At 43.0% G+C, this 12,575-nt stretch carries 12 protein-coding genes, 1 tRNA gene and 1 pseudogene; 11 read left to right on the top strand and 3 right to left on the bottom strand.

Annotated elements, in window-relative coordinates; all coding sequences use genetic code 11:
• Positions 1 to 14: 14 nt before the first annotated feature.
• The 6 genes from CEW93_RS08250 (at position 15) to lpxC (ending at position 4,894) form a co-directional block, all read left to right on the top strand.
• A tRNA-Glu gene (locus CEW93_RS08250) sits at positions 15 to 90 on the top strand.
• Positions 91 to 271: 181 nt separating this feature from the next.
• Positions 272 to 985, top strand: a complete 714-nt coding sequence (locus CEW93_RS08245) for a hypothetical protein (protein WP_089538486.1) — start codon at positions 272 to 274, stop codon at positions 983 to 985.
• A 115-nt stretch (positions 986 to 1,100) separates the two neighbouring features.
• On the top strand, positions 1,101 to 2,492 hold the full coding sequence (locus CEW93_RS08240) for an FAD-binding oxidoreductase (protein WP_089538485.1): 1,392 nt from the start codon (positions 1,101 to 1,103) through the stop codon (positions 2,490 to 2,492).
• Positions 2,493 to 2,643: 151 nt separating this feature from the next.
• Positions 2,644 to 3,081, top strand: coding sequence for a hypothetical protein (locus tag CEW93_RS08235; RefSeq protein ID WP_186727941.1), 438 nt, complete (start codon positions 2,644 to 2,646; stop codon positions 3,079 to 3,081).
• An 89-nt stretch (positions 3,082 to 3,170) separates the two neighbouring features.
• A complete protein-coding gene (locus CEW93_RS08230; RefSeq protein WP_089538483.1) occupies positions 3,171 to 3,857 on the top strand; it encodes a metal-dependent hydrolase in 687 nt (228 codons plus the stop codon).
• 89 nt (positions 3,858 to 3,946) lie between these two features.
• Positions 3,947 to 4,894: a UDP-3-O-acyl-N-acetylglucosamine deacetylase gene (gene lpxC, locus CEW93_RS08225; protein ID WP_089538482.1), complete on the top strand. Its 948-nt coding sequence runs from the start codon at positions 3,947 to 3,949 to the stop codon at positions 4,892 to 4,894.
• 232 nt (positions 4,895 to 5,126) lie between these two features.
• Here lpxC and CEW93_RS08220 read toward each other — a convergent pair whose 3' ends face one another.
• The gene (locus tag CEW93_RS08220; RefSeq protein WP_089538481.1) at positions 5,127 to 5,669 is read right to left on the bottom strand and encodes a hypothetical protein; all 543 of its coding nucleotides are present in this window, start codon (positions 5,667 to 5,669) and stop codon (positions 5,127 to 5,129) included.
• Positions 5,670 to 5,787: 118 nt separating this feature from the next.
• On the opposite strand from CEW93_RS08220, the gene CEW93_RS08215 reads away from it, so the two are divergent.
• On the top strand, positions 5,788 to 6,540 hold the full coding sequence (locus tag CEW93_RS08215) for a CHAP domain-containing protein (RefSeq protein WP_089538480.1): 753 nt from the start codon (positions 5,788 to 5,790) through the stop codon (positions 6,538 to 6,540).
• Between the two features lie 50 nt (positions 6,541 to 6,590).
• On the opposite strand, the gene CEW93_RS08210 is transcribed toward CEW93_RS08215, so the two are convergent.
• Positions 6,591 to 7,184: a hypothetical protein gene (locus tag CEW93_RS08210; protein ID WP_089538479.1), complete on the bottom strand. Its 594-nt coding sequence runs from the start codon at positions 7,182 to 7,184 to the stop codon at positions 6,591 to 6,593.
• Complete coding sequence (locus tag CEW93_RS08205; protein WP_089538478.1) at positions 7,184 to 7,513, bottom strand: YhbY family RNA-binding protein; 330 nt, start codon at positions 7,511 to 7,513, stop codon at positions 7,184 to 7,186. Before CEW93_RS08205 ends, CEW93_RS08210 begins: the two co-directional genes overlap by 1 nt.
• 108 nt (positions 7,514 to 7,621) lie before the next feature.
• On the opposite strand from CEW93_RS08205, the gene CEW93_RS08200 reads away from it, so the two are divergent.
• The 4 genes and pseudogenes from CEW93_RS08200 (at position 7,622) to CEW93_RS08185 (ending at position 12,575) form a co-directional block, all read left to right on the top strand.
• Entirely contained in the window at positions 7,622 to 8,254 is a 633-nt protein-coding gene (locus tag CEW93_RS08200) for an RlmE family RNA methyltransferase (protein WP_089538477.1), read from the top strand.
• A 93-nt stretch (positions 8,255 to 8,347) separates the two neighbouring features.
• Entirely contained in the window at positions 8,348 to 10,243 is a 1,896-nt protein-coding gene (gene ftsH, locus CEW93_RS08195; RefSeq protein ID WP_089538545.1) for an ATP-dependent zinc metalloprotease FtsH, read from the top strand.
• 157 nt (positions 10,244 to 10,400) lie between these two features.
• A pseudogene (locus tag CEW93_RS08190) lies at positions 10,401 to 11,677 on the top strand (sodium/glutamate symporter).
• Between the two features lie 124 nt (positions 11,678 to 11,801).
• Positions 11,802 to 12,575, top strand: a complete 774-nt coding sequence (locus tag CEW93_RS08185; RefSeq protein ID WP_089538476.1) for a 1-acyl-sn-glycerol-3-phosphate acyltransferase — start codon at positions 11,802 to 11,804, stop codon at positions 12,573 to 12,575.

Below are 12,575 nucleotides of genomic sequence, written 5' to 3'. Positions count from 1 at the left end.
GATTAGGTTATTACGCTCCATTCGTCTAGAGGCCTAGGACATCGCCCTTTCACGGCGGTAACAGGGGTTCGAATCCCCTATGGAGTGCCAAATTATAAAATCCCAAACTTCGGTTTGGGTTTTTTTATTTATACTTTCATGATTGAGTAAATATAATAAGTATGCAGAAAGATTGATGTTGTTTTGATGAGTGTTGCTTTGTGATTATTTGTTGGTGTAAACTGCGAGTGATTAGTATTTATGGTGTTTGGATAAAATTTCATAACAAGTCATGACCATTAATCCTTTTATCATCACCCCTAACCCACCACGACATCAGTTTATCCTATGGCGAGATGCTCGCTTGGCAAAGTTTTGCCAAACGTGGCAGAAGCATTCATCACTAAACACCCTAATTGACCTACAAAACGCCAATAGTGCCGCCATCTGGGAGGCGGTATGCTATGTAGAGTACGAAGATTTGTATTCAATGTTTTGCACCAATGCAGCTGACTTTTGCCAGTTAGCAAGCATTGCTTTTGGTCAAGTATTAACCGATTATTTTGGTATGCGTTGGTGTTATCACCCAATATTTAGCCATGATTTTGTGCTGTGTTTTGACGAGATGTCCAATCACATCATTGATGTGTATGCCTTAGTGTTTGAGCGTTGGCAATCAGCTGGCAGTTATGAGTTGCCACTTTTGTGGACGGATGTGATACTCAAATTTATGTACACCAGTGTGTTCAATGAGTTTTATCCGCTTGCCCCTGTACTCGGCGTATCATGGCAGGACGCCCAGCCCATCTATCAAGAGCATTTTGCTTGTGATTTTGATGAAGTCTATCATCAGCGTCTAAACCGCCTATGGCAAGTAGATGATGAACGGCTCATTCGGCGTTTGCAAGATTTGCCATTTTTACCCCCTGATGGACAATTAAAGTGGCTAAAACGCATGATTGAGACAACCGAACAAGACTTATCTGAGCACTTTGGCATTGGCTAGCAACTGCTCAAAACCAATTAAATTATCACCACCAAATACCTACTTGGTTTCTCAAAAGTCAATTTTCTGTTATCATAGCCAAATTTTAGCCCAATCACATCATAAAGGTTTATCTATGACCATCAGCACCTTTCTTGACCAGCTTAATAACACTTTGCCCGATTTGACCATCAAAACCGACAAAGACAGCCTAGACAACTGGGGTAAAGACTGGACAAAGCATTTTGACCCCAATGCTTCTGCCATCTTGTTTCCCAAAAGCACCGAAGAAGTCGCCCAAATTGTCCGTCTTGCCAATGAGTACAAGATTCATCTTGTGCCAAGTGGCGGACGCACGGGGCTGTCGGCTGGAGCGGTGGCAGCTTTTGGTGAAGTGGTGGTGAGCTTTGATAAAATGAATGCCATTGGCACCTTTTATGAAGCTGACCGCATGGTGGAAGTGGAAGCAGGCGTTGTTACCAAGGCTCTACAAGAGTTTGCCGAAAGTAAAGACTTGTATTATGCGGTGGATTTTGCGTCATCTGGGTCAAGCCAAATCGGTGGCAATATCGGCACCAACGCTGGTGGTATCAAGGTGATTCGCTATGGCATGACACGCAATCAAATCTTGGGGCTTACGGTGGTAACAGGCAAAGGCGACGTATTGGAGCTAAACGGCGGTATGCTCAAAAACGCCACTGGCTATGATTTTCGCCATCTGTTTATCGGGGCAGAAGGCACGCTCGGTTTTGTTACCAAGGCTTTGATAAAACTAGAAAAACAGCCTGTCAATCTGACCGCCATGGTGCTGGGCGTGCCTGATTTTAACGCTGTGGTGAGACTGCTTGACAAGTTTGGCAAAGCACTTCATTTGACCGCTTTTGAGTTTTTTGACCAAATCGCTGTGGATAAAGTGATACAAGCAGGGCATACCAAAGCCCCTTTTGACAGCCAAACGCCGTTTTATGTCCTGCTAGAATTTGAAGCTGTGTCTGATGAGGTGCTAGATACCGCCATGAGCGTGTTTGAGAGCTGTGCCGAAGCGGGTTTGATTGTGGATGGCGTGATGAGTCAAAGTGTGGGGCAACTGCACGAGCTGTGGAAACTGCGTGAAAGCATTTCAGAGACCATTTCGGTGTTTACCCCTTACAAAAATGACGTGTCGGTACTGATTAGTTATTTGGGCGATTTTATTGCCGATATTGAGACCATTGTCAAAGACAACTATCCTGATTTTGAAATCTGTTGGTTTGGGCATATTGGTGATGGCAATTTGCATTTAAACATTTTAAAACCTGAGCATTTGTCCAAAGAAGAATTTTTTGAAAAATGCCAAGTGGTCAATCAATACGTCTTTGAAACTGTCAAAAAATACAAAGGTTCAATCTCTGCCGAGCATGGCGTGGGCATGACCAAAAAGCCTTATTTGGACTATACCCGCTCGCCTGTTGAAATTGAATACATGAAAGCAGTTAAAGCGGTGTTTGACCCTAATGGCATCATGAATGCAGGCAAGATTTTTGACTAACCCATAAAATAAGAAAACCGCCTAAATTGGCGGTTTTTGTTGTCATTATTCACTAAAAAACACAACTTTAAAGTTTATGCATTTTATTTTATAATTAACCTAATACAATAACAATAATCCAATAATAACACGGAGAATAACAGTGGTGGATATGTCCAAACGCATTATGAATGTTCGCAATTACAGCGTGGACTTAGAAAATGCTCTGGCGGCGTGCCAAGCCACAGGCGCAGGTATCAAAGAAAAATATCTTAGCATCCAAGATAAGCTCCCACAAAACATTCAACAAAAAATACAACATTGCAACCATCTACGCAATCGTATCATGCACGACAAATACAACCCCACCCTAGACGAATATCAGCAGTACGAAAAGGACATGCGTGAGGTGCTACACTTTTTGCACAAACTTGCCAATCCTAAAAAACAAAACGATGATGAAGCGATGATGATACTGGGTCTGATTTTGCTTGTATCCATTGGTTTTCTTATCTATAAGTTTTGGGTGCAGATTTTGACATTCATTGTGGGGATTATCATCATTGGTGCGATTATTTATGGTGTTTATCGCTTCTTAAATGACAGATGAATCAGTCTATTGCCTGACAGGTCAGTTGGGTATTGCGTGAAATTTGGGCATGATTCGTGCTACAATTTGGTTTTTTACTGTGATGAATTATGGCGAATTTTCGTACGCATTTAACTGTCGCTGTCGTGGCAAGTTCGGCGGCGGCGGTCGCAGGCTTTGGGGTGGGATTATATGGTGTGAGTACCGCCGTATTTGGGGCAATTATCGGCACAATAGGGGGGCTGTTGCCTGATATTGACCTAAGGACATCACGCCCTGCCAAAAAGTTTTTTGCCATTGCAGAGCTGTTTTTGGCGACACTCATGGCGATTTTGTACGCTTCTCATCATGTTGGCACTGATGCGGTGATAAATGCGTTGGCGGTGTGGGTGGCGGTGTTTTGCTTTCTAAAATATGTGATTTTTGAGATTTTTCACCGAGTTACAGTACATCGTGGCATGGTGCATTCTGTGCCTTATATGGCAGTTTTTGCTTTGCTTGTGGTGTATGGGGCTTATCATGGCTTAAAGTTAACCGCCTTAGTCAGTTGGCTATTTGGTGGTTTTTTGTTCATTGGTAGCTTGGTGCATTTGATATTAGATGAATTATACAGCGTTGATGTGTGGGGTTTAAAGCTAAAAAAATCATCAGGCACAGCATTTAAATTTTTTGAGAGTAATAAGCCCATTGCTTATGCTGTTTTGTACGCTATTTTAGGAGTGCTTTGGATATTTGCCCCAGAACATGAAACAACTTGGCAAGCACTCAGGCAAGCCATGATAGATTTTCCTAAATGACAAGTCCATCTAAATCAAAGTGTCAGCAGATGACAAACAAGACATCAGGTGCTAAAATATCCCCAATTGTAACAAAATAAAACAAACTCATGTCAAATCAAAAAACGCCCGTTTATCAACGTACACTTGCCATGCCCATTACTGCCACAGGAATAGGACTGCACAGTGGTAAAGAAGTTACATTAACGCTGACCCCTGCTCCTGTGGGTACAGGTATTGTGTTTGTGCGTACTGATTTGGCAAATGCCAAAATTCCCATGACTGCCACGCTCGTCCAAGACACCATGATGTCATCAAATTTGGTGGCAGGGGATGCTCGCGTTGGCACGGTGGAGCATTTGTTGTCGGCAGTATCTGCCTTTGGTTTGGATAATTTGTATGTACAAGTAGATGCACCTGAGATTCCCATCATGGACGGTTCAGCCAGTGTGTTTTTATCACTCATAGACAAAGCGGGCGTGATGGAGCAATCTGACCTAAAAAAATTCATCAAAATCAAGCAGACAGTTGTGGTGTGTGATGGCGACAAATGGGCAAGATTTGACCCTTATGATGGGGGTTTTTTGATGAAATTTGAGATTGATTTTGACCACCCTGCCATTCAAGCGACCAATCAGACAACCACACTGGATTTTAATACTGAAAACTTTATCCGTGAAGTGGGGCAGGCTCGTACCTTTGGTTTTTTAAAGGATTTAGAATACTTGTGTCAGCACAATTTAGCACTAGGTGGCAGTTTGGACAATGCAGTGGTGTTAGATGACACTTCTGTGATGAATGCAGGTGGGTTAAGATACCCAAATGAGTTCGTTCGCCACAAAATGCTAGACGCTGTTGGCGACTTATATGTCATCGGTCATGCCATTTTAGGGCAGTTTTCGGCATACAAATCAGGTCATGCACTCAATAACGCACTCATCAGAGCGGTATTGGCAGACCCAAATAGCCATAAAATTGTAACTTTTTATGACAAGGAAACTTGCCCAATTGCTTATAATTTATGCAAATTTAGTGAAAATATCACGTTGGTCTCATGATGTATTGACCATTTTAAATTTTTTTTGGCGTGAAACTTGCAACAAAAAGGCAAGAAATACGCTTTTTAATCGTGATGATAAAACCACTTCAAAAAGCCAATCTTATCAAGGATTGGTTTTTGTTTTAAGGTGTTGAGAGTGTTTATTGTTTGGCGATAAAAAGTGGTGTTTTTCAAACAAGACAGGTTTGTTTACATAAAGTAACATTGACCAAAAAATTTCCCTAAATTTATTAGGGATTTTCATCAGAAATTGGCACGCTTTGTGCTAGCTTTAAAAGTGATTGACGCAAAGGCTCATGACTGATGACAACGTTTGTGTACTGTGTTATAGTATGTCTTGTGTTTTCACTTAGTGGTTTTTTTGAGTTGTTTTGTGAAGATGTGTGTTGATATTTTGTTGAACTTAGGATATATTTAAGTTCTTGATATTGACACAGTTTGGGATTTTGCCTAAATGCACCAAGACACTCTGCGTGCAAGTAACGCAGGTGGTTGATGGCGGTCAGCGAAGGTAAAGCAAGGGTTAGCTTATTTTCGGTGGCGTGCACCACTTGACACAAGGCTAGGATTTCTGATGTTAGAAGTCCTTGCAGTGCTTGTTTTACAAGCTCAGTTAAGTGTTGTCGCTTGGACACCTGTTTGGCGAGTGTACTGGGTAATCTTGCTCCTGCCGCTGCTTGGAGTTCTATGCGAGTGGCAAGGTGGTTGGGAAGGTGTTTTTTGACTTTCTTATCATCAAAATGATGTTGGGGCAAATCAGGGAATGATGGCATGGCGACACTCTTTAAACACTCAAAAAAGTAAAGCAGATTAGTTTATCATGTCTTAGGCGACTTATACAGTCTTACAGATAAGATAATTAATCTATCCTGCAAATTCAAGGTTATTTTTATGAAAAAGATTTTTTGGTTGGCATCAGCCATTGGCTTGACAGTTGGTAGTGCAAACGCTCAAAGTGGCACAATTAGTATCAGCTCCGAAGATGGCAGAAAAGTATTTATCGTCTCAAAGAGTAAGCCAGAAGCTAAGACCATGAGCGATGCTGAGCTAGACCAAGCGATTGATGGGCTGGTAGCAAGCAGTCAAAGCCGCCCTTTAACAGGCATCACATCAGGTGATAACAGTTATTTGGAGATGTCATCTAATAATGGGTATGATGAAGCTTATCGTGATACTCAATTGGCATTTAATCAATTTAATAAAAATACCACTTCTTTAACCGCCACCTTAAATAGCGATGCACCACGTATCGCTGCCCGAGCTGCCACCAGAGCTGCTCATGGTAAAAGCCTAGGTCGCTGTGCCTTATATGTGCGTAAAGCCTTGCAGTCAGCAGGCTATAAGTTTACCCCCCAGCCATCTGCCTATATGTATGCCAGCAAAGGTATCTTGGCAGGAGCAGGTTTTACCAAGCTGAGCAATCATAATTACACGCCCCAAGTAGGTGATGTGGCGGTATTTAACCGCAGCGGTAAACACCCACATGGTCATATTCAGATTTATGATGGCAATCAATGGGTATCAGATTTCCGCCAAAATAAATTTAGTCCATACAGTCAGCACAATGGCTACACCGTATGGCGTGATACTCGTTATATAGATGCGTCTAACACCACAAACACGCATTTGGCGTTTAATGAGTAAGATGATAAAAACCGACAATAAAAGTCGGTTTTTTTTGTGTCAAATAACTGCTAAAAACTTTGCCAAATACGTTTGTCATGAAAATCAGGCGGTGTGCTATGTTCTGTGGCATAAAAATAGGGCATGTCTTTATGGTAAATGATGGCAGTTGGGTGAATTTTATTGGGTGTGAGTGTGTGAATGTTGTCTAATTTTATGCCAAGATGATAAGATGCTTGTAAGTCATCGTGGGTATTGTCTGCTAAAAACACCATGCCAGTTGCACGTTTGGGGGGCAGAGTGTTTGGTGTGCGATAATCATCAAACTGATATAGGTTGTATTTGCCTGTTGGGCAAAAATTTAGCTCAAAATAGCTTTTATCCATCCCTTTTAAATCAAAAAAGCACTCAAAACATGTCTTTTCCCACAAAAAATCTGCCTGTATCAAGGCGGTTGTAGATGAGCGATGTGGGTTTTTTGTTGCACATTTGCCATCAATAAAATAGCTAAGTTGCAAGCAATCACCCTGCACACTAGATACCACATTGATGGTGATATCAAGCATATTTGGGGTGTGGGGTCTTAGGCAAAAATAACGAAAGCCATCTGTTGATATGCAAGCATTTCCCCAAAAGGCGTGCAGATGAGAAGTGGTAAAATTCATTAAAAGCCAAAGCGAACAAGGTTTGATAATTTTTCGTTGGGCGTGTTATTTTTGCGAAACAACAGCACCATACGTCCAATATGATGAATAACTGTACTTTCAGTAGCTTCTGCCAAAGCATTAGCACACGCTTTGCGTTCGTCAGCAGAGCCTGCGGGGATTTTGATTTTGATAAGTTCGTGGTCATTTAGGGCACGAGCAGTCTCTTCAATGAGTGTGGGCGATAAACCATGACCGCCTACCATAATGATGGGGCTTAGGTGATGACCAGTGCCACGAAGCTCTTTTAGTGTGTCGTTTGACAAGCTGTCAAATTTATTTTTTGCCATAAGATTTCTCAAAGATAAAATTTTACACATTATAGCAGAAAAATTGCCAAATTTAGTGCTAATAGTGGTAAACTAAGCAGTTATTTTTAATTCATTAATTCATCAATCATGGCAACTCGCATTACCAACAAGAAGTTTTCTAAATCAAGTCGTGCTTGGATGAAAGAGCATATTGACGATTATTATGTACAAAAAGCTCAAAAAGACGGCTATCGTGCCAGAGCAGCCTACAAATTACTAGAAATCAACGACAAAACACAGCTCATCAAAAAAGGCATGACGGTGGTGGATTTGGGCTGTGCCCCGGGCAGTTGGTCGCAAGTGGCAGGACAGCTCGTGGGTGAGACAGGCACGCTGATTGCTTCTGATATTTTGCCGATGGATACTTTGGAAAATGTTACCTTCATTCAAGGTGATTTTCGTGAACAAGAGATTTTTGATAAAATCATGGCAGAAGTTGGTGGACGGCGTGTGGATGTGGTGTTGTCAGACATGGCACCAAACACATCGGGCATGGCAGCGGTGGATATGCCACGCATGATGTATCTGTGTGAGCTTGCGGTGGATTTTGCCCTAAAAGTGTTGCCTGATGGCGGTGCCTTAATTATGAAAGTATTTCAGGGCGAAGGCTCACAAGAGCTCAGAGCCAATATGCAAAAACAATTTAGCAAAATCAAAAGCATCAAACCAAAAGCGTCTCGCCCACGCTCCAAAGAGATGTTTTGGGTGGCAACCAAATAGATGACTTGATTTTGATGAAAATAGCCTTATATCGGTTTACTAGACCTATTTTTAAAAGTTAGCAATGCTAAACAGGAAACGTTTGTGAGTGATATGGTAAAAAATATCTTATTATGGCTCGTGATTATCGCTGTGGTGGTCATGGTATTTAGCAGTCTTGACCGTGGTTCAGGCAAGGCGGACACGATGAACTATTCAGCGTTCGTAACCGCAGTCTCCGAAGGTGAAATCCAAAAGGTAGAGATTGACGGACAGGAGATTGTGGGCAAAAAGGTCAATGGTTCAGACTTTGAAACCGTACGTCCTGCCATTACTGACAATGAGCTGATGCCCCTGTTGCGTAAACACAACGTAGAGATACAAGGCACAGTCCCTGAGCGTCAAGGGGTGGGAACACAGCTACTCATCGCAGCGTTTCCAATTTTGCTTCTTATTGGACTGTTTTGGTTTTTTATGCGCGGCATGGGCGGTGGTGGTGCCGGTGGCGGCATGGGTGGTCGTAATCCCATGAGTTTTGGTAAATCCAAAGCCAAAATGCTCTCAGAAGACCAAATCAAAGTAACTTTTGCTGATGTCGCTGGCTGTGAAGAGTCCAAGCAAGAGGTGGTTGAGATTGTGGACTTTTTAAAAGACCCGAGCAAATTTACCAAACTAGGAGCAACCATTCCCCGTGGTGTGCTGATGGTAGGCCCCCCCGGTACAGGTAAAACTTTGCTTGCCAAAGCCATCGCTGGTGAAGCCAAAGTGCCGTTTTTTTCCATCTCTGGCTCAGATTTTGTGGAGATGTTTGTGGGCGTGGGTGCAAGCCGTGTGCGTGATATGTTTGAGCAAGCCAAAAAGAACGCACCTTGTATCATCTTTATTGATGAGATTGATGCGGTGGGTCGTCATCGTGGTTCGGGCATGGGTGGCGGTCATGATGAGCGTGAGCAAACCCTAAACCAGCTACTTGTAGAGATGGACGGCTTTGAAGGCAATGATGGCGTGATTGTTATCGCTGCCACCAACCGTGTGGACGTTTTGGATAAAGCCTTGCTTAGACCGGGGCGTTTTGACCGTCAAGTATCTGTGGGCTTGCCTGACATCAAAGGTCGTGAGCAAATTTTAAATGTTCATCTTAAAAAACTGCCACAAACCATCGGTGTGGATGTCAATGCTTTGGCTCGTGGCACACCCGGATTTAGTGGTGCTCAGCTTGCCAACCTTGTCAACGAAGCCGCTCTTTTTGCCGCTCGCCGCAACAAGCACAGCGTGGACATGAACGACTTTGAAGATGCCAAAGATAAACTCTACATGGGTCCTGAGCGTAAATCTATGGTATTGCGTGAAGAGGAACGCAAAGCAACTGCCTATCATGAAGCAGGTCATGCGTTGGTGGCACATCTATTGCCCAACACTGACCCTGTACATAAAGTAACCATCATGCCACGTGGCTGGGCGTTGGGTGTAACATGGCAGTTGCCTGAGCAGGACGCAGTCAGCAGTTATAGCGATAAAATGCTCAATGACATCTCTATTTTGTTTGGTGGGCGGATTGCCGAAGAGATTTTTATCAACCGCAAATCCACAGGGGCGTCTAACGATTTTGAGCGTGCCACCAAAATGGCACGAGCCATGGTTACCAAGTATGGCATGAGCGATAAACTTGGTGTGATGGTCTATGAAGACGAAGAGCATGGCGGATATTTTGGCGGTTCAACACGCACCATCTCTGAGGCGACTCAGCAAAAAGTTGATGCCGAAGTGCGAGCGATTTTGGATGAACAGTACGATGTGGCGTATCAGTTGATTGACAATAATCATGACAAAATGCATGCCATGGTGGACGCTTTGATGAAATGGGAAACCATTGACCGTGAGCAGTTTTTGCAAATCATGAATGGTGAAACCCCACGAGAGCCAAAAGAGTACCAACACGAAGTACCAACAATCAATCAGGTAAACATCATCAAAGCTGATGAGTTACCACCACCATTGCCAACTGCCTAATTTACCTAAATATCAGTAGCTAATTTATCGTCCAAAATTTTGGAGAGTTAAATTAGCTATTTTATTTGTGGATATGTTTGCCACTTAGAAATATTTCTATGTGGCTTTTGGGTGATGTGCCATCACCTAATAAAATAAGTGAGTGTTAAGGAAGTTTATGACCGAGATTACTTTAAATGGTTACTACACGCTGATTTTGGCGACATTGGTATTGTTGCTTGGGCGATTTTTGGTAAAAAAGATAAAATTTTTAGAAGAATTTAACATTCCAGAGCCTGTGGCAGGTGGCTTGGTGGCTGCTGCGGTGGTATATGGTCTAAATTTAATGTTTGGATTTAGTTTTATCTTTCAAAAAGAGTTGCAGACAGCATGTATGTTGATGTTTTTTGCGTCCATTGGTTTAAGTGCTGATTTTAGTCGCCTAAAAGCTGGCGGTATGCCATTATTTATTTTTACGCTGGTGGTGTCAGGATTTATCATTGCACAAAACATCGTGGGTGTTGCCATGGCAAGCGTGCTAGGCTTAGATTCGCTGATGGGGCTTGTAACGGGTTCTATCGCCTTGACAGGTGGTCATGGTACCGCAGGGGCATGGGGTGCCACACTTGAACAAAAGTATGGCATTGCTGGGGCAACCACTTTGGGCATTGCAGTGGCTACTTACGGTTTGGTGGCAGGTGGTTTAATTGGTGGTTCTGTTGCCAAACGTCTTGTGAGTAAACTTGGTATTGAGCCGACACCTGTTAATCCCAACCAAAGCGAAGTTGAAAAACTTGCAGGAGCTCAATCTCTATACAGCACCAAACACAGTGAAAATGAAGACCGTGCCAACAAAGAAGTCTTTGAAAAGCCTGACAACATTCGTCTTATCACCGCATCATCTGCCATTGAGACTTTGGCACTATTTGCTGCTACGCTTGCTTTTGCTGGGATTATGACAGATGTGGCAAAGGGCACGTGGTTTGAATTACCGACCTTTGTTTGGGCATTGGCAGGGGGCGTGATATTGCGTAATGTCTTGACGCTTATTTTTTTGACATGTTTGACCGTGCCATTGATGTTTTTGGTAACGCATCGCTCAGTTTGTTCTTGGCAATGGCACTTTTGTCATTAAAACTGTGGGAGCTGACTGATTTGGCAGGTCCTGTGCTTATTATCTTGCTGGTGCAAACGGTGGTGATGGTATTGTATGCGTATTTTGTAACTTTTCGCATTATGGGCAAAGACTATGATGCGGCAGTATTGGCGGCAGGTCATTGCGGTTTTGGTATGGGAGCAACGCCCACCGCCATTGCCAATATGCAAGCGATTACTGACCGCTACTTGCCATCACATAAGGCATTTTTGATTGTGCCAATGGTGGGAGCGTTTTTTGTGGACATTGTCAATGCCGCAGTACTACAAATCTTTACACAGTTGCCATTTTTGCAGTAAATCATATTCACCCGTCATATTGGCGGGTGTTTTTTTGGGTACATCATACAAATGTGCACAAAAATAACTTGCAATTTTTGTTAAATTTTTATAGCATGGGTCATTTTTAGATTAACAAACCTTTATGGCAAATTTTATAAAAACTCAACTTAACCGCACCAAAAAAGCCATCCATATGGGGGCGACACTTGTTGGTGGCTTTCGTGCTGCCCAAAAAATCGGTGCATTTCAATCGCCACCCAGAGACAAGCTTCCCAAGTACATTCAAATTTTTTGTCGCAAGATGGCAAATTCTTTTGGGGTGGAAGTCATTCAGGTGGAGCCTGTGCCACAAACACATGGATTGTGGGTATCCAACCACATTTCATGGCTTGACATTCCTGTGGTAGGCTCGGTTGCTCCTGTGTTTTTTTTGTCAAAAGCAGAGATAAGCGAGTGGTTTATTTTTGGTCGCCTTGCCAAAGCAGGGGGGACACTCTTTATCAAGCGTGGCTCGGGTGATACCAATACAGTCAGCCATCAGATTGCCGACTTTTTGCGTGGCGGTTCATCGGTGGTGTTTTTCCCCGAAGCGACCACTACCGATGGCAAACACATCAAAAAAATCCACGGCAAACTGTTGCAGGCTTCTATGGATACAGGCTTGCCGATTTGTCCTGTGGTGATTGCTTATGTGGATAAAAACGGCAAGATTTCTGATGATGCTGCGTATTGTGGCAATCGCACGATGGCAGAGAGTTTAAAGCGTGTTGCGGACAGTGCCGGCATTCGTGCTTATGTGTTGCCACTTGCTCCCATTTATCCTGATGGCAAAAGTCGCAATGAGCTGACCCAAATACTCCAAGAGCGTATGGAAGCTGGACTTAGCCAGTTACACAAACAAGTACTAACAGCATAA

The organism is Moraxella sp. VT-16-12 (assembly GCF_002224245.2).
In the GTDB taxonomy this organism is placed as follows: Bacteria; Pseudomonadota; Gammaproteobacteria; order Pseudomonadales; family Moraxellaceae; genus Moraxella.
Note: the sequence above shows the minus strand (reverse complement) of the source record. Positions and strands in the feature narration are given on the sequence as shown.